Below are 16,713 nucleotides of genomic sequence, written 5' to 3' on the forward strand. Positions count from 1 at the left end.
GAAAGCTTTCGGCCTTGGTTGGCCGCTTTCGACCCATTGCTGCCTCCCGAGAAGCGGGTAACGGCTGGCAACTTAGCCTTCACGTGGCGGCAGGAACGTTGATCGGAATGTCTTGTTGGGCTTCCTTAGCCGGGTAGCTTGGCAGCAAGGACATCAACTTTCTCGATTGACGGCGGTTTGGTAAACAGCTCGGCAGCCTTTGCCATAAGCGCCGCTGCGACCTTTCCCGAAAGATGCGCTTGTCGCCCAGCTTCATCCGGGAAGGCGTCAAAGATGCCAAAGGTGGAAGGCCCCAAGCGGATTGCGAACCAAGCGGTGGTGGCAGGCTCCTCCTCCACTATTGGAAGGCCGCCCATGAGAAAGCTCTCTACATCCTTCTCTTTCCCGGGTTTTGCTTCCAGACGAACGAACAACGCTACGTTGACCATGACGTGGCTCCTGTTGTTACGGTGCGGCTGGCGCTATCAGGTCGCGATAGCCACAAGGGGCATCCGACTCTTAACTATGGTCGATGATGGCAGGATTACAAACCCCAAAAGACCAAGGGTAGCGGCGGGTGGCGCACGGGTAGTGAGAATGACGTAGTGGGCGGCGTGTAAGCCGCAAGCCAGCCGCTTGATCACTTTGTCCCAATCTGCGGTCTAATAGTAGTGATTCAACGATATCTGAAATTTAGGAAAACATAAGAGATCATGGTTGCTGTCAGGCCGACCAATATGTACTCGACGCGGGGTAGGAATATGACCAATACACCCAAAGAAAACACGATCAAGGTGTTTTGCAGTATGTATTTCCTTATTCTACTTACGGCTATGAAATAGCCATACTGCTTGCCTAGGAAAAACAAGGCCATGCCGATGAGCGACATAATCTGGAAATCGCGCATCGCAATGTCATTCAGGATCGCATGCCTGATCAAATTAGCCAGGAGTGCAAGCCCCATAAAAAGAAAAAGGTGCGAGTAGATCAAGGAGTGCCCGCTCATTCTGATTTGATTTTTGCTCAGCAGGTAAAAGCTATCAAAGTAGATCCACCATATACTGCAAATCATGATAAATCCGGTGATTGCCGCCATCACATTATAGCGATCCCATTGAATGTCAGATAAGCCTCCAGAAAGGCTAAACACTGACTCACCCAATAAAATGAGCGTGAGCAAGCCTATCCGTTCAATCAAGTGTTCTGTATGTGCCGGCAATGGTTTTAGTTTAGTCCAGAAAAAAACAGGAAGCAAAATATCAAGAATGATTCCAATATAAGCAACAAAGTAACGCGCGGGCGGACTAAAAAGAACTGATGAAAGACTAACAACTGCGCTAACTAACAGGGCGAAGCCAAGCCTAGAGGAGAGTTCGCCACGAGAATCGAGCTTGCTTATGGACGAAATGTACATGATGCTGATAATGGCACGTATACCAAAATAGCAGGCAATAATAAGCGGGTAGTTAACTTCCAGGTCTTCTCCGATCCGTGCAGATAGCACAATGAGCAGCAGCATTATGAATAATGTTGCCAAACGGTGAAGTTTGCTGTCTGTATCAAACCTATTGGAGTAAATCGTGTGACTGGACCAGACCCACCACAGTGGTATAAAAAGCAGCAAAAAAGTCCATAATTGCCCATGCTCAAAGTGGCCTTGATGAACATGTCCGAGAGTATGCGTAACCTGGCCAATTGTAACAACAAAAGTCAGGTCAAAAAACAACTCCAACCATGTGGCGCGTCGATTTTTTTCATAATATTTCAAAGACTTCATTAGCTGCCGGCTCCGTGTACACCTCTTTAATGAAGAAGGCAGCTGACGCTGGCTTTCCCTCGGCTCTGGGGTGGGTGATACCAAGCCGATGTCGCTCTCTACCGATTTCGTCCACGCACCAAGAAAAGTTCAATCATCTGAATCATCTCGTTGAACTCTGGAACCCCGTCATAGCGAACCGCATCAATGTAGAATGTTGGGGTGCCGTTCACGCCGCTTCGTACCCCGCCATTGAAGGCGGCTTGAATTTTGGGGATGTAAGTATCCTCTCGGCGTATTCTCTGAATGTGGGTAGCAACTGGTTGTACAATGTCAGTTGGTCACCGCACACCGAAGTCCAGTCAGCGGGATAAAACGCCAGTACCACGGGATTTCCCTTGAGTTCACGCAGCGACAACTGTTGATCAGGAGTTGCGTAAAGGGTGAAGTTGGGCGCGACAGTGCCGGCCGGCAGCGGCCCCTGAACCAGATCGCCATTCGTTTCTTTTGCATCATCAAATTCTGAAGTTTTCATTGCTTGAACCTTGATAGATGGGTGGTTGGGGCGTGCTCAGTGGGATACGACGTGCCCGGCGGGATAACTCCATCCACCATCAAGGGGTTTACAAAAGACAACGGTGCCTCGATCTCAGCCTGAGCCTGAGTGATTTCGGCAACGAAACGTTCACGTTCCGCATCACGGAACACATGGAGATCCGCCGTGTAATCGCGGAATTGGATTTAGGCCAGTTTGGCTGGGAAAGGGTCGGATTAGCTCTGGCTCACCAATAACTATAGTCGTTGGTGAGGCTTACCGTTGTCGCTGAGCGAATTTTCGGTATCCTCCAGTGCCAACAATGCCACTGAGCGCTTCTGGCCGTTAGCTGTCCTCAACGAAGGGCAGCTATGGGTCGGAAGCGGACAGTCGTGAATGGCTGCTTTCGACCCAAAGCGGACATTGGCTGCAAGCCGCTGATATTTCGGTTGAGCGTTAATGCGAAAGGTGCGACAACGCCTGGATGACTTTTGCCGTCATTTTTCAATGCTGATCGTCCCGCCAACCTGCAAGATCAGAGATAATTCGCCACTTCAAGTATTTGCCATCAAGGAACGGACATGGCACTGACCAGCAAGATCGCTCCCTACAACCCCGCATGGCCCCTCCAATTTCTGGCAGACAAGTCACTCATCGCTTCGGCCTTTGGCGATGAACTGATTGCCATACACCACGTTGGAAGCACCTCTGTTCCAGGTCTCGCGGCGAAGCCCGAGATCGATGTACTCATCGAGGTCCGCGATCATTGCAATGTCTCGGCGCGAGACGAGGTGTTAAAGGATTTGGGGTATGTTCGAGGAAGTGACCTATCGGAAGGGCATTATTTCTACCGACGCAATGTGGATGGGATCCGCACGCACAAGCTCCACGCTTGTGTCCGCGACCACATTTCGATCACTCAGATGCTTGGGTTCAGAGATTTGCTCAGGAGCGATGCCTCGATCCGCCAGCAGTATGAAACGCTGAAGCTTCAGTTGGAGTCGAGCAATAATGGTGGAATGGCTGAATATCTTGAGAAAAAGGGACCATTCATTACCACCGCGCTCATGAACGCCGGTATCCATAGTTGAATGATCGTTGGGCCGCGAGGGAACTCCGATATTAGATGTCCGCTATGGGTCGAAAGCGGTCAACCAAGGCCGGCAGCTTTCGACCCATAGCTGCCGTTGGCTAAGAGCCGCTAACAGCCGGAATCGGGAATTCGGATGGCGTTTACCCACCGGGTGTCCTGTACGGTTAACTCGAACATTCAAATACCGTGCAGGACACTTGCGCATAAACCTGTGGCTCAAGCGGATTGCCGTGCTCGATGCGCTGAAATGTGATATTCACGTTTCAGGATCGGTTATTACCCTTTTTGCTTGGTTTGAAGAGCATAGCCGCCGAAATCCCAATGAGAGCCAGGATCATCCCAATTAATACCGTCAAGTCCCAGTTTGACCTCGTCGGCAGATTGGCAAGAGCTCCATAGCGGCCGTTTATCACATCCTGATATAGCTTGGCTGCGAAATAGCAAGCTAGAGAGAAGCTAATTGCAGCAACTATGATGCGCTGTATGAAAGCCAATGTGGACTGTTTACAGATGATCGCACAGGTGACCAAAAAAATCCCGATTGCCAGCAGACCAGAGCCCTCTGCCCAACTACCTGGAAGTCTTGTATAACCGGAGTACGAAACAACGCCTCCTAGCATCAGCCAAGCTCCTCGGCGCCGGTCACTGCTTTTTTCTTCTTCATGGCTCGGTTCAGTGCCGGTTTGTTTGGCACGCCACGGTAGGAACTTTTTGAGAGGGCTGGGTTGGGGCATCATGTTTTGGATGATGCCGAACTGATCGGCAAGCTCTCCCACCTTGGTGATCAGCTTCGCAATGTCCTGTTCCGGGTCGACGTAGAAGTACTCGATCACAAAGCGAAGCGTCGTGCCGAATTGCTCTCCAATAGGCGGAAGCGCCAAGGACCTGACCTGAATAGGCTCACCACCGCGCGCAGCATCGCGCACGCACCAGGAGATAAGCTCCAGAGCTTGAAGCCCTGCTAAATCTCGCGAGATGCCAAAGTTAACGGTAATTATGACTTCGTCCGCCAGGCCGCCGTGAGTACGGCGCAGTGCGCCGAGCGGCAAGTCCCCGTAGGGAAGAAGACTAAAATGATCCTCTGAGAGTTCCGACACGTATTCCTTATCAACCACTGCATCGGTGACGCCAGTAATTGCTTCAATTGTTTTTTGCAACTTTTCTATTTCAGGGGGCATCCCAGTCCTCGGAAACAAGGGTCAATAAAGTACCGGCAACGGCGGGAGTTCACTCTATCCGGGCGATAGCCCTATTATGCGTAAGGCAGCGCACCGTACAGAAAGCCAGTTGTCGGTTTAGGATTGTGAGACTAGCAGATTTTCAAAGTGCAAGTAACCACTGCAGTCATGCAGGGTGTAGTTACCGTCGCCCAGGCGGGTTATTTGTGCACGCTTTTGTAGATAATCCTCACCGGCTGCTTTGAGTCGAAAGCGGCCACTCTCAAGTAATGGATTTGGCCATTTCCGAGGTGCCAGTCCAACCGGTCTGCTCGTAGACCGGTTTGCCCGTCCTGGTGGCGTGCAGGACAGCGAAGGTGATTCCTCGGCGGGCGAACTCGGCATCAGCTGCTTGCATCAAGGCCGAAGCCAGGCCTCGGCGGCGGTAGGCCGGCTGGACGAACACATTCAACACATAACCACGCTTGTCCTGGGTTGGGTGCGATGGATGGGGCGGCCAATCAATGCTCATCAGGCCAATGGCTGCGACCGGTTGGTCGCCATCCAGAAGTTTGAACCCGTAATACCGACCGTCACCGAGCCGCTCCTCCAGCCAAGGGCGAAAGTGCTGAGTCATGACCTGTAGCTCTGCAGGGTCCCCACCCGCCTCAAGAAACATTTCCTGGCGGTGCGAGCAGATCATTTCTGCGTCGGATGGCCCCACAGGCCGGCACTCCAGACCGGAAAATCCTAAACATCCTTGTAATTCGCTCATCGTCTACCCAGTGTCATAGCATCGATTCACAAGGAGGCAGCCTAGGGCATCTTCGGGCACAGAACAACTTGCTTCGTCATGGATCGAGGTCGCGAGCCGCCTACATCTGTCAAAGCAGCTCGGGGAATGCAACACCAAGCAAACCGGGGTCCTTCAGAATCGATGCGCTGCTGGCAATATCCGGGGCCAACCAACGGTCCTGGGCGTAGGCCGGAACCCGTTCGCGCAGCAACCGCCAGGCAACGTTGGTACCTGCGCCAAAGCGCTGCTCTTTGAGGAACTCGAAGGCCTGGGCCGCCAACAAGTATTCGATGGCGAGGATCTGCGTACAGTTCTCCAGGGCGCGGTGCAGCTTCAACCCGGCATTGGTGCCCATGCTCAGGTGATCTTCCTGCAGGCCGGAGGTGACGTAGTTGTCGACGACTGCCGGTTGTGCCAGCTGACGGTTTTCTGCACACAGTGAAGCGGCCACGTACTGGACAATCATCATGCCCGAATTCACCCCCGGTTGACTGACCAGGAAGGCCGGTAAACCGCTGACCAACGGGTTGATCAGGCGATCGAGACGACGCTCGGCAATCGCCCCGATCTCCGCTACCGCGATTGCCAGCAAGTCGGCCGCCATGGCCACGGACTGCCCGTGCGGATTCGCCTGGGAAACCACCCGATACGACTCGGGGGTACCCAGTAACATCGGGTTGTCGGTCGTGGAGTTGAGTTCGGTTTCGATCTGCCGCGCAGCGTGTTCCAATTGATCGCGCGCAGCACCGTGAACCTGCGGGATCGAGCGAATGCTCAAGGCGTCCTGGGTGCGAATGCCTTGGCTACTGGCAATGATTTCGCTGCCGTCGAGCAGGCGACGCAGGTTACTGCCCACGCGCTGCATGCCGGGGTGCGGTTTCATCGCGATGATTTCAGGATCGAAGGCATCGAGCTGGCCGCGCAGGGCCTCGAAGCTCATGGCGCTGATAACGTCGGCCCATTGGCTCAACCGGGTGGCGTCGTCCAAGGACAGGCAGCTCAGGCCAGTCATGCACGGGGTACCGTTGACCAGGCAAAGACCATCCTTTGCACCCAGTTTGATCGGCGCCAGGCCGACCTCGGCCAAGGCCTGCTGCGCCGGCATGATCTGGCCGCGAAAGCTGACCTGGCCTACGCCCAGCAAGCTGATGCTGATATGTGCCATGTGGGTCAGATACCCCACCGACCCCTGTTTCGGAACCTGCGGGGTGACATGCTGGTTGAGCAAGGTCAGCAGCGCCTCGACCACCTTGCGCTGAAGGCCTGAACGGCCTTGGCAGAAATTGATGATCGCCGCGCACATGATCGCCCGGGTCTGTTCGTCCGACAGCGCCGTACCCACGCCACAGGCATGGCTGAGCAAGGTGTTGTGCGACAGCTGGCTGAGTTGTTCGTCCTGCAACGAGACATTGCACAAGGCGCCAAGCCCGGTGTTGACGCCATAGGCGCGGTCACCGCTGGAAACGATGCGCTGGACAATCGCCTGGGCGTTCTCGATCCGCGCCCAGGCCGAGGGGGCCAGCTCAAGCTTCGCGCCATGCCGGGCCACAGCCACCACGTCCTGCCAACGAACTGGCGCCTCGGCGATGATGATTTTTTCGGCAAACGACATACACGCGGTTCCTTAAAGCGAAGCTACGCGACGCTGCACGAAACGATCGACGTATTCGTCCGCAGGCTGGTAGAGGATTTCTTTCGGCGTGCCGACCTGGACCAGGCGACCGTCCTTGAGAATGGCAATCCGGTTGCCGATACGCACCGCTTCGTCCAGATCATGAGTGATAAAGACGATGGTCTTGTGCATGGTTTTTTGCAGTTCCAGCAACTGGTCCTGCATTTCGGCGCGAATCAGCGGGTCGAGCGCACTGAAGGCTTCGTCCATCAGGATGATGTCGGTATCGGCAGCCAGAGCACGGGCCAGGCCGACGCGCTGACGCATGCCGCCGGACAACTGGTGCGGGTACGATTTTTCGTAACCCTTGAGGCCCACGGTGTTGATCCAGTGCAGGGCTCGCTCCGCGCACATGGCCTTGCTCTCGCCCCGGACTTTCAGGCCGTAAGCGACGTTGTCCAGCACGGTGCGGTGCGGCAACAGGCCAAAGCTCTGGAACACCATGCTGATCTTGTGCCGGCGGAATTCGCGCAGGGCGTCCATGTCGTATTGCAGAATGTCCTCGCCATCGACCAGGATCTCGCCGCTGGTCGGGTCGATCAGGCGGTTGAAGTGGCGCACCAGGGTCGACTTGCCAGAGCCCGACAGCCCCATGATCACGAAGATCTCACCACTGCCGATGGACAACGAGAGATCGTTGACCCCGACCACGCAGCCGGTTTCGGCCAGGACCTGATCCTTGGCTTTATTCTGGCGGATCAGTTTCAGGGCATCTTCGGCGCGAGCACCGAAGATCTTGAAGACATGCTTGACTTCGATCTTGTTCATCGTCTGCGTAACGCTCATTTGCCCACCCCATGCCGTGGTCGGCCATAGGCCTGGGTAATGCGGTCGATCACAACCGCCAGAATCACAATGGCCAGGCCCGCTTCGAGGCCGCGGCCCACATTCAGGGTCTGGATGCCGACCAGGACGTCCTCACCCAGGCCACGGGCACCGATCATCGACGCGATGACTACCATCGACAGGGCCATCATGGTGGTCTGGTTGATACCGGCCATGATGCTCGGCAACGCCAGTGGCAGCTGCACGCCGAACAGTTGTTGCATGCGATTGGCACCGAACGCGTTGATCGCTTCCATGACCTCGCCATCCACCTGGCGAATGCCCAGGTCGGTCAGGCGAATCAGCGGCGGGGCGGCATAGATGACGGTGGCGAAGATCGCCGGCACCTTGCCCAGGCCGAACAGCATCAGAACCGGAATCAGGTACACGAAGCTGGGCATGGTTTGCATGATGTCGAGCAGCGGCATCAACACCGCCCGCAGGCGATCGCTGCGTGCCGAAAGGACACCCAGCGGAATGCCGACCAGGACCGATATCAGTGTTGCTACCAGCATCAGCGCCAGGGTCTGCATCAGCTTGTCCCAGAGACCGACCGCACCGACCAGGAAGAGCAAGCCGACGATCACGGCAGTGGTCACGACTTTACGAGTGGCATGCCAGGCAATACCGGCGACGATCGCCAGCATCAGCCACCAGGGCATCGCGCGCAGCAGGCCTTCGAGGTTGACGATGGCCCACAGCAGGGTGTCGGAGATGTGTCGGAACACGTCACCGTAGTTGGTTACCAGCGCATCGACCCAGCCATTGACCCAGTCGGCAATGGAAAACGTGAAGTTCTTGGGAAACATGGGATTCTCTCGAGCAAGTGTATGAAGCGGACTGTCATGCGCCTTGTCCGGCAGGAGCCGGGCGAGTTCACACGCTCAGAGTGCCGCGTCCACCTTTTTGGCTGCGTCTTCGCTGACCCAGCCATGCCAGACCTCGGGGTGCTCCTTGAGGAACAACCTGGCCAGTTCCGGCGACTCGATACGATCTTTGCTCATGCGTGCCAGGTTCTGATTCAGCAGATCGATCGGCAGATTGACCTTTTCCAGCACCGCCACCAGTTCCGGCGCCTGCTCGTGGAAGGCCTTCGACAGGCCCACCTTGATGGTCAGGGTTTTATCCACGCCTGGCTTCTCGTCCAGCTTGACCAGGTCAACCATGCCCATCAGCGGTGTCGGCGACCAGTAGTAGAACAGGATCGGCTCGCCACGCTTGTAGCTCGACAACACGGCGGCATCCAGTGCCGGGCCGGTGCCCGGGCGGAAGTTGGTGTAGCTGCTTTCCAGGCCATAGCGCTTGAGCATCTCGCTGTTGTCCAGCTCGCAGGTCCAGCCGGCCGGGCAATTGTAGAAGCGCCCCTTGTCCGGTTCTTCCGGGTCCTTGAATACCTGGGCGTATTGCCCAAGATCGGCGATGGTCTTGAGGTTCGGAGCCTTGGCTTCGAGTTTGCGCCCGGCATCGCCTTCGATCACATAGCGCGGCACATACCAGCCTTCTACCGCGCCAACGACCGGCGCGCCGACGCCAACCACCTTGCCGGCAGCCGCTGCCTTGTTCCAGACCTCGCTGCGCCCCACCCACTCTTCGGCAAATACCTGAATATCATTGCTGCTCAGGGCGTTTTCCATGGAGATGGAGTTACCCGGCAAGCTATCGGTATCACAGCCATAACCGTTTTTCAGCACGAACTGCATCACATCCGTGAGCAGCATCCCGCTTTCCCAATTCAAACCGGCGAATTTCACCGGTTTGCCAGACTCGCACCAACCGGCCGCCTGGCTGGCGCCAGCGGCCGCCAGCAGCCCGAAAGATAGTGTCGTGGTCAGCAGAGCCTTTGTAATTTTCATTGTGACGCTCCCAAACAAGAACATGGATTGCAGTAGTCGAGGGCATCCGGCCCAAAGAGGGTCGCCAAACTTGCTGATGAGCCTTGCAATCGGCATCGGCGTGGCCCCTGTGATCGGTGGCCACTGCGCAGTAGAAATATTTCACAACCTTAAAAAAGGATAAAATAATATGTCCTGATGTATCACAACGGAAAAAACTATGAAGTTCACACTGCGACAACTTCGCTATGCGCTCGCAGCGGCCAAGCACGGAAACCTGACGACTGCCGCCATGGAGCTTCATGTTTCACAACCCTCCATCTCGGCGGCCATCACCGAACTGGAAGAGGTACTGGGTCAATCGATTTTCGTACGCCAACGTGGCCTTGGCATATCGCTGACCCCGTTCGGTCGCACCGTCATGGTCCAGGCCCGTCGCGTTCTGGCAGAGGCTCGGACCTTTGCCGAGATCAATGCCAATGCCGGGGAGTGTGTCGGAGAATTGGTCGTCGGATGTTTTGAAGACCTGGCGCCCTATTGCCTGCCACAGATTGTGCGACGGATGCAGGAGTCCTGCCCGAGGGTGACTGTCGATATGCGCGAAGGCAGCTTCGATTATGTTGGCAAGCGGCTGAGTGAGGGCGCGATAGAGCTGGCAATCACCTACGATCTGGGTCTGCCGCCGAACACGCAATGCACACAGCTGTGTCAGCTGACTGCCCAGGTACTGCTGGCTGCCGATCACCCGTTGGCCAAGGAGCCGCGCGTCAGTCTCAAAGCGCTATCCGAATACACTCTGGTCGTCACCGATCAGGTCCACAGCTGGCAGCACGTGCTGGATCTGTTCAGCTTTTACGATCTATCACCCGCCGCTGTGCACCGTGTGCGCACCTTCGAACTGCAGCGTAGCCTCGTCGCCAACGGGTTTGGCGTGGCGCTGATCTATACCCGGCCATTTGGTGACCGTAGTTATGATGGTCAAGCGCTGGTGTGTCGGCCGACTCTGGAGAAATTGCCAACGCATAGCATCGTCCTGGCCCATGACCAGCGCTATCCGCTGACGCCTTCGGCTGAGGCGTTCAAGGAGCTGGCGGTGGCATGGTTCGCGGAACGGCCGTCGTTTGCGTCCGAGTGAACAACGGGTGTCGCATGACGACGCTGGCGGGTAGATGAGATTCCCTGCACGTAAGTCAATCTGGCCGACCAACGGACATCAAAACCATGGCCATAGTAACTTGCATAATGAAAGTTACTGGCGGATAGTGACGTCATCCCAGGATGACGCCCAAGGCCGATGCCATGAAAAAAGCCAGCTTCCAACCCATGCCTTGCCCCGTAGCCCGTGCGCTCGAACACATCGGTGATGGCTGGAGCCTGTTGGTCCTGCGCGATGCGTTCTATGGCCTGCGCCGGTTCGATGAGTTCCAGCACAGCCTGGGCATCGCCACCAATACGCTTACCCGTCGGCTGACCGACCTGGTCACCGCAGGCCTGCTCGAGCGCCGGCCGTACCAGAACAACCCGCCGCGCTTCGAATACCTGCTCACCGAGGCCGGGCGTGACCTGCGCCCGGTGATCCTGACCTTGATGGCGTGGGGTGCGAAGCATGCCGAGGGTTCGCAAAAGGTCTACCTGGCCGATGAACGCACCGGCGAGCCTGTCGCCCTGGCGCTCATGGACGCCAACACTGGAAAACCCATCACCGTGGACGAGCACCGGCTGCGTATCGCACCCGACGCGGACCCGCTGACCCATTGGCGCGCTGAAACCGGGCAGGCCTACCGCCAAGGCAGCACCTTGGTAAGCCCCTTCCCCACCCAAGCCTCTTCAGAGGGTTGACCGTCATGAATGCTCACGTTGGCGCAGCGCCTGACCCGGTGGACGACACCGAAGCCATTGCAAGGAAATCCATCGGTAGAAAAGCCCTCCTGCGCATGGCGCTACTGGCGCTCGCGATGGTTGGCGGTGCAGGCTATGCCAGCCACTGGTGGAGCCATGGCCGCTTCATCGAAGACACCGACGATGCCTACGTGGGCGCGGACGTCACCGTGATCAGCGCCAAGGTACCGGGCTATATCACCGAGGTCGCGGTGGTGGACAACCAGTTCGTCAAGGCAGGTGACCTCCTGGCGCGGATCGATGTGCGCGACTACACGGCGGCACTGGCCAAAGCGGATGGGGCCGTCGCCGCGCAACGTGCCCGTCTTGCAAACCTCGATGCGGTAGAGCAGTTGCAGCATGCGCTCATCAGTCAGGCCAAAGCGCAGATCGACGCCCGCAGCGCCGAAGCTCAGCGAGCCATGAACGACAAGGTCCGCTACCAGACGCTGGTCAGCAGCCAGGCGGTTTCCGTGCAAAGCGCCCAACGCGTCGAGGCCACCTGGAAAACGGCGCAAGCCGATCGGGCCCACGCCGAGGCTGGCTGGCTTGCGGCGCGCCAGCAACTGGCGGTGATCGACACGCAACGTCAGCAGACACAAGCCGCGCTGGCCCAAGCAGAGGCAGACAGGGAGCAGGCGCGGCTCAATATCGGTTACACCGAACTACGCTCGCCGGTGGACGGCTACGTGGGCAACCGCCGAGCCAAGGTCGGGGCCTTTGCCGCATCCGGCAGTCAGTTGATCTCTGTGGTGCCCGCCCATGGGCTATGGGTGGACGCCAACTTCAAGGAAGACCAACTCGCGAACATGCAAGTCGGCCAGACGGTCAGCGTCACCGCCGATATCCTGCCGGGCCATACCTTCCATGGCCGCATCGAGAGCATCGCGCCAGCCACGGGCGCGCAGTTCAGCGTGCTTCCCCCCGAGAATGCTACCGGCAACTTCACCAAGATCGTGCAGCGCGTGCCGGTGCGGGTGCGCCTTGAGGGCAGCGATGCAGACTTTGGCGCCCTGCGCCCGGGCCTTTCGGTGATCGCCGAAGTCGACACCGGGCCGCAGGCCCTGCCGCAAGCGAAACTGGCATCGGCAGCCCGGCCATGAATGGCGCCCTGCCCGTTCTCACACCCGCACAGAAAGTCACGGCCTTTGCCACCATGTGCGTAGGGATGTTCATCGCCTTGATCGATATCCAGATCGTCTCGGCATCGCTCAAGGACATCGGCGGCGGGCTCTCGGCCGGTGCAGACGACATCGCCTGGGTGCAGACGGCCTACCTGATCGCGGAAATCATTGTGATTCCCTTGTCGGGGTGGCTGTCACGGGTCATGAGCACGCGATGGCTTTTCGCGGCATCGGCGGCCGGCTTCACCCTGACCAGCCTGCTGTGTGCATTGGCCTGGAACATCCAGAGCATGATTGCCTTTCGTGCCCTGCAGGGCTTTCTTGGCGGGTCGATGATCCCGCTGGTGTTCACCACCGCGTTCATCTACTTCACCGGCAAGCAGCGGGTGATCGCTGCCTCGGTCATCGGTGCCATCGCATCGCTCGCCCCTACGCTGGGCCCTGCAGTCGGCGGCTGGATCACCGACGTGTCGTCCTGGCACTGGCTGTTCTACGTCAATCTGGTTCCTGGCCTGTTCGTCACCATCGCCGTACCGCTGCTGGTCAAGGTCGACCACCCCAACCTGCACTTGCTCAAGGGCGCTGACTACCTGGGCATTGGTTTGATGGCGGTGTTTCTCGGTTGCCTGGAGTACACCCTGGAGGAAGGCCCGCGCTGGAACTGGTTCAGCGATGCAACGATTTCTGCCACCGCCTGGGTGGCGGGCATCAGTGGCGTACTGTTCATCTGGCGCAGCCTGAAGATCGAAGACCCCATCGTTGACTTGCGTGCCCTGCGCGACCGCAACTTCGCCTTGGGCTGCCTGTTTTCCTTCATTACCGGAATCGGCATTTTCGCCACGATCTACCTCACCCCCCTGTTCCTTGGCCATGTGCGCGGCTATGGCGCGTTGGATATCGGCCTGGCGGTGTTTTCCACTGGCGTGTTTCAACTGCTGGCGATTCCGGTGTATGCCTTTCTCGCCAACCGTGTAGACCTGCGCTGGATCCTGATGCTGGGATTGGCACTGTTCGGCATTTCGATGTGGGATTTTTCTTCGATTACCCATGATTGGGGCGGCAAAGAGCTGCTGCTGCCTCAAGCCATTCGCGGGTTTGCCCAACAGATGGCCGTGCCGCCGACCGTGACCCTCACCCTGGGTGCGCTCTCGCCTGCGCGCCTCAAGCTCGCCTCGGGCTTGTTCAATTTGATGCGCAACCTGGGTGGCGCGCTCGGGATCGCGGCTTGCGCCACGGTACTCAACGACCGTACCAACCTGCATTTCCTGCGCCTGGCCGAGCACCTGAACGTTCAGAACGAAACGATGAACGCCTGGCTCGAGCAATGGAGCAGCAACGCCCAAGCCCTGGGCCAGGACAGCCTGGATGCCAGCCATACCGCGCTGCGCCAGCTCTGGGCATTGACCTGGCGCGAAGCGCAAACCCTGACCTACGCCGACGCTTTTCTGGTGATCATGGTGTGTTTCGCGCTCGCCACGGTACTGGTGCCGTTGATGCGCAAGGTACAACCCCCGGCACAGCCTTCCGCCGACGCCCATTGACCCTTCCCGACGCGCCCTCTTCTTTCCGTCGAGCGCCGGGCTCGCCATCGGCCCGGCGATCTTTTACAACCTTACCAATCATGCGTATAGCTGGCAGTCAACACAGTGCCCGGTGCCGGCAAGTGGCTGGTGTTGTTGTTATTACGCAGCAATTGGCTGTATAGCGGGTAGTAGTCGCGGTTGAACAGGTTCTGGATGCCGACGCTCACCTTGTCATCAGCGGTGATCTGGTACTGGCTGACCAGGTCCACTGTCGTATAGGTACTCACCTGATGTCGGCCAAAGCTGTCCACACCATCGAGCCTGTAATCCTTGGCGTCAAAGAACGTGGCTTGCAAGCGGTTGCTCCAGTCCAGGGTCGGCTTGTACTGGACGTAGGCGGTCAGTTTCAGGGGCGGAACGCGATAGCCGGTCATGTCTTGCCAGCCTTTGCCGTCCGGCTTTTCTCGCCCACGCATCCAGGTCGCACTCCCCCCTGCGCCCCACACCGCATCGTCCGATAGCCAGTCGGCACTGGCTTCAGCACCGTAGATGCGCTCCTTGGTGCGGGTCAGAATCAGGCCGTTGTTGAAACTTTGCACGTCCCCCAGTTTGGAGGTGGTGTAGAACAGGGCCAGGGTGCCCAGGGTGTTGCTGCCCAGCTCACCTCGCCAGCCAATCTCATAGTTGTTGGTTTTGACCGGTTCCAGGTTCGAGGCCCCCAGGTCGAAACCACGGCGCGCATTTCGCAACTGAATGCCCACGTCTGGCAACTGGAAGCCCTGGCTGAAGGAGGCGTAGATTTCCTGGCCGAGTACCGGCGAATAGACAATGCCAAGGTTCGACAGCACCGCATCGTAGTGAATGTCGCCACCCTTCACCGCCACAGGGGAGGCAGCCCTGGATTCGGACAAAGGAACGAAGTCATCGAATTCGGCGGTGGAGTATTCGTAGCGCAGGCCACCGTCGACCGACCAGTGCTCATCGAAGCGATGCTGAAGCTGCGCGAACGCACCGGCGCTTCGGGTCTTGAGCGGGGGCATGTAGGTGAGCTTGCCGGTCTTGTCGAAGACCAGGCCGCCACTGGCGTCATAAGCCGCTGGGTCGAAGACATCCAGCGGCATGTCGCTGCGCTCCTGGTTATAGTCGCCACCCCAAACCAGCTCGGTACTGCCGCTGTCGCCAAGTGGTGTGCGCAGGGTCAGGCGGCTGCCGAACACTTCGCTGTTCTGCATGATCTGGTCCACGTTGCCGCCGCGTGTGGCAACGGCCCGGGCGTCGAACGGCGTGAAGCGGGTGAAGTAGTCCCGATAATACAGCTGGGCAGAAAGCCGGCTGCCGAGAATGTCGAGATTCTCGTACTCCAGGTTCAGCAGTGTGTTGCGAATGCGGTTCTGTTCGTCGAGATCCAGGCCCTTGATCGCATTGGCCGGCACCGAGCCTGCGGGGAGTTTCGCGACGCTTGGGTCTGTAGCGTAGTCGGTGTCCTGGCGTGCATCGTAGTGGCTGACGGCAAGCTGGATTCGCTGGTTCTCGTCGATGTGCAGCCCCAGCTTGCCGCCAATGTTGTAGATGTTCGAATCGAACAGGTCGCCTTGACTGGGCTCCGGAGCGATCCGGTCGCCGTGCGCATCGTACGAGGCACCGATGTGGCGGGTACCGAAGTCGAACGAGTAGTCCACCGCGCCCTGAGAGCCTGCAAAATACTGCTGGAACTGGCCCCCCAGGCCATCGCTGCCCAGGCGGGTAAGTGGCGAGGTGGCGCTCAGGCTGGTTTCGGCACGGCTTTCACCGCCAGCAGGTCGTGTAGTGATGGAGATGATGCCCCCCGTGGCGCCGCTGCCGTAAATGGCGCTGCTGCCACGGATGACTTCGACCCGTTCGATCAGCGCCGGGTCGATGTTGGCCAGGTTGCGCGAAGAGTCGCGGTTGGTATTGAGCGGCACCCCGTCAACCATGACCAACATGCTGCGCCCGCGCAGGGTCTGGCCATACTCGGTGATGGTGCGGCTGGAGTCGGACATGCCCGGAATCGCCTTGGCCAGTACCGTGGCCAGGCTATCCGAACCCTGGCGCAGCTCCTGCAGTTGTTCATGCTCGAGAACGGTGGACTGCCGCGTCGCGGACACCAGGCTACTGCTGGTGCGCGAGGCCGTGATTTCCATCTGCGCCATTTCCACGGGTACGCTTTGGGTCTCGGGAGTGGGTGCAGGGGTGCCTTGCGCGATGATGACGAAGGTGCGCTCATCCTTGGCCTGTACTTGCAAGCCACTGTCCTTGAGCAGCGTTTGAAGTGCCTCCTCAGGTGTGAACCGCCCCTTCACCGCGGGCGCGTTTCGGCCTGCACCGAGATCGCTGGCAAAGATGATCTGTACCGAAGACTGCTGTGCAAGGGCGTTGATGGCCTCCCCCAGCGGCGCGGCAGGGAGATCCACGTTCACCCGTTCCCGGCCCTGGGCCGACATTGCGATGAGCAGGCTACTGGCAAGCAATGACAGGCGTAGTTGGCGACTGCGGAGGGGAAAATGCACTTCTCGAGTTCCTTT

General features: G+C 58.2%; 15 protein-coding genes. 5 read left to right on the forward strand and 10 right to left on the reverse strand.

Going from position 1 to position 16,713, the window contains the following annotated elements:
* Positions 1 to 125: 125 nt before the first annotated feature.
* The 3 genes from J5M71_RS04445 to J5M71_RS04460 all read right to left on the reverse strand — a co-directional run bounded on the left by J5M71_RS04445 (position 126) and on the right by J5M71_RS04460 (position 2,270).
* Complete coding sequence (locus J5M71_RS04445; protein WP_207830198.1) at positions 126 to 428, reverse strand: antibiotic biosynthesis monooxygenase; 303 nt, start codon at positions 426 to 428, stop codon at positions 126 to 128.
* Positions 429 to 655: 227 nt separating this feature from the next.
* Positions 656 to 1,756, reverse strand: a complete 1,101-nt coding sequence (locus tag J5M71_RS04450; RefSeq protein ID WP_207830201.1) for a low temperature requirement protein A — start codon at positions 1,754 to 1,756, stop codon at positions 656 to 658.
* A gap of 208 nt (positions 1,757 to 1,964) precedes the next feature.
* Entirely contained in the window at positions 1,965 to 2,270 is a 306-nt protein-coding gene (locus J5M71_RS04460; RefSeq protein ID WP_243434084.1) for a redoxin domain-containing protein, read from the reverse strand.
* A gap of 581 nt (positions 2,271 to 2,851) precedes the next feature.
* Here J5M71_RS04460 and J5M71_RS04465 point away from each other — a divergent pair.
* Positions 2,852 to 3,361, forward strand: a complete 510-nt coding sequence (locus tag J5M71_RS04465) for a GrpB family protein (protein ID WP_207830204.1) — start codon at positions 2,852 to 2,854, stop codon at positions 3,359 to 3,361.
* A gap of 265 nt (positions 3,362 to 3,626) precedes the next feature.
* Here the strand turns inward: J5M71_RS04465 and J5M71_RS04470 are convergent, their stop codons facing one another.
* From J5M71_RS04470 to J5M71_RS04495, 6 genes are all read right to left on the reverse strand, one after another.
* Complete coding sequence (locus J5M71_RS04470) at positions 3,627 to 4,541, reverse strand: hypothetical protein (RefSeq protein ID WP_207830206.1); 915 nt, start codon at positions 4,539 to 4,541, stop codon at positions 3,627 to 3,629.
* Positions 4,542 to 4,803: 262 nt separating this feature from the next.
* Positions 4,804 to 5,295, reverse strand: coding sequence for a GNAT family N-acetyltransferase (locus J5M71_RS04475; RefSeq protein WP_063913507.1), 492 nt, complete (start codon positions 5,293 to 5,295; stop codon positions 4,804 to 4,806).
* A 109-nt stretch (positions 5,296 to 5,404) separates the two neighbouring features.
* The gene (hutH, locus tag J5M71_RS04480; protein WP_063913508.1) at positions 5,405 to 6,928 is read right to left on the reverse strand and encodes a histidine ammonia-lyase; all 1,524 of its coding nucleotides are present in this window, start codon (positions 6,926 to 6,928) and stop codon (positions 5,405 to 5,407) included.
* 12 nt (positions 6,929 to 6,940) lie between these two features.
* Positions 6,941 to 7,774: a glycine betaine/L-proline ABC transporter ATP-binding protein gene (locus J5M71_RS04485; RefSeq protein ID WP_207830209.1), complete on the reverse strand. Its 834-nt coding sequence runs from the start codon at positions 7,772 to 7,774 to the stop codon at positions 6,941 to 6,943.
* On the reverse strand, positions 7,771 to 8,622 hold the full coding sequence (locus J5M71_RS04490) for a proline/glycine betaine ABC transporter permease (RefSeq protein ID WP_207830213.1): 852 nt from the start codon (positions 8,620 to 8,622) through the stop codon (positions 7,771 to 7,773). The genes J5M71_RS04485 and J5M71_RS04490 overlap by 4 nt, the downstream gene beginning before the upstream one ends.
* Positions 8,623 to 8,697: 75 nt before the next feature.
* Positions 8,698 to 9,666, reverse strand: coding sequence for an ABC transporter substrate-binding protein (locus J5M71_RS04495; RefSeq protein ID WP_207830216.1), 969 nt, complete (start codon positions 9,664 to 9,666; stop codon positions 8,698 to 8,700).
* A gap of 199 nt (positions 9,667 to 9,865) precedes the next feature.
* On the opposite strand from J5M71_RS04495, the gene J5M71_RS04500 reads away from it, so the two are divergent.
* From J5M71_RS04500 to J5M71_RS04515, 4 genes are all read left to right on the forward strand, one after another.
* A complete protein-coding gene (locus tag J5M71_RS04500; protein ID WP_063913512.1) occupies positions 9,866 to 10,780 on the forward strand; it encodes a LysR family transcriptional regulator in 915 nt (304 codons plus the stop codon).
* Positions 10,781 to 10,944: 164 nt separating this feature from the next.
* The gene (locus tag J5M71_RS04505) at positions 10,945 to 11,484 is read left to right on the forward strand and encodes a helix-turn-helix domain-containing protein (RefSeq protein ID WP_207830219.1); all 540 of its coding nucleotides are present in this window, start codon (positions 10,945 to 10,947) and stop codon (positions 11,482 to 11,484) included.
* A 95-nt stretch (positions 11,485 to 11,579) separates the two neighbouring features.
* The gene (locus J5M71_RS04510) at positions 11,580 to 12,626 is read left to right on the forward strand and encodes an HlyD family secretion protein (protein WP_233687516.1); all 1,047 of its coding nucleotides are present in this window, start codon (positions 11,580 to 11,582) and stop codon (positions 12,624 to 12,626) included.
* Positions 12,623 to 14,188, forward strand: coding sequence for a DHA2 family efflux MFS transporter permease subunit (locus J5M71_RS04515; RefSeq protein ID WP_207830223.1), 1,566 nt, complete (start codon positions 12,623 to 12,625; stop codon positions 14,186 to 14,188). Before J5M71_RS04510 ends, J5M71_RS04515 begins: the two co-directional genes overlap by 4 nt.
* Before the next feature lie 71 nt (positions 14,189 to 14,259).
* Here J5M71_RS04515 and J5M71_RS04520 read toward each other — a convergent pair whose 3' ends face one another.
* Complete coding sequence (locus J5M71_RS04520) at positions 14,260 to 16,698, reverse strand: TonB-dependent receptor (RefSeq protein ID WP_207830225.1); 2,439 nt, start codon at positions 16,696 to 16,698, stop codon at positions 14,260 to 14,262.
* Between the last annotated feature and the right edge of the window lie 15 nt (positions 16,699 to 16,713).

This window comes from Pseudomonas sp. 43(2021), from assembly GCF_017490805.1.
Classification (GTDB): domain Bacteria; phylum Pseudomonadota; class Gammaproteobacteria; order Pseudomonadales; family Pseudomonadaceae; genus Aquipseudomonas.

What these genes read in the sequence shown, in the direction of transcription:
- J5M71_RS04445 (WP_207830198.1), bottom strand. Translation starts at nt 428, where the DNA reads ATGGTCAACGTAGCGTTGTTCGTTCGTCTGGAAGCAAAACCCGGGAAA.
- J5M71_RS04450 (WP_207830201.1), bottom strand. Translation starts at nt 1,756, where the DNA reads ATGAAGTCTTTGAAATATTATGAAAAAAATCGACGCGCCACATGGTTG.
- J5M71_RS04460 (WP_243434084.1), bottom strand. Translation starts at nt 2,270, where the DNA reads ATGAAAACTTCAGAATTTGATGATGCAAAAGAAACGAATGGCGATCTG.
- J5M71_RS04465 (WP_207830204.1), top strand. Translation starts at nt 2,852, where the DNA reads ATGGCACTGACCAGCAAGATCGCTCCCTACAACCCCGCATGGCCCCTC.
- J5M71_RS04470 (WP_207830206.1), bottom strand. Translation starts at nt 4,541, where the DNA reads ATGCCCCCTGAAATAGAAAAGTTGCAAAAAACAATTGAAGCAATTACT.
- J5M71_RS04475 (WP_063913507.1), bottom strand. Translation starts at nt 5,295, where the DNA reads ATGAGCGAATTACAAGGATGTTTAGGATTTTCCGGTCTGGAGTGCCGG.
- hutH (WP_063913508.1), bottom strand. Translation starts at nt 6,928, where the DNA reads ATGTCGTTTGCCGAAAAAATCATCATCGCCGAGGCGCCAGTTCGTTGG.
- J5M71_RS04485 (WP_207830209.1), bottom strand. Translation starts at nt 7,774, where the DNA reads ATGAGCGTTACGCAGACGATGAACAAGATCGAAGTCAAGCATGTCTTC.
- J5M71_RS04490 (WP_207830213.1), bottom strand. Translation starts at nt 8,622, where the DNA reads ATGTTTCCCAAGAACTTCACGTTTTCCATTGCCGACTGGGTCAATGGC.
- J5M71_RS04495 (WP_207830216.1), bottom strand. Translation starts at nt 9,666, where the DNA reads ATGAAAATTACAAAGGCTCTGCTGACCACGACACTATCTTTCGGGCTG.
- J5M71_RS04500 (WP_063913512.1), top strand. Translation starts at nt 9,866, where the DNA reads ATGAAGTTCACACTGCGACAACTTCGCTATGCGCTCGCAGCGGCCAAG.
- J5M71_RS04505 (WP_207830219.1), top strand. Translation starts at nt 10,945, where the DNA reads ATGAAAAAAGCCAGCTTCCAACCCATGCCTTGCCCCGTAGCCCGTGCG.
- J5M71_RS04510 (WP_233687516.1), top strand. Translation starts at nt 11,580, where the DNA reads ATGGCGCTACTGGCGCTCGCGATGGTTGGCGGTGCAGGCTATGCCAGC.
- J5M71_RS04515 (WP_207830223.1), top strand. Translation starts at nt 12,623, where the DNA reads ATGAATGGCGCCCTGCCCGTTCTCACACCCGCACAGAAAGTCACGGCC.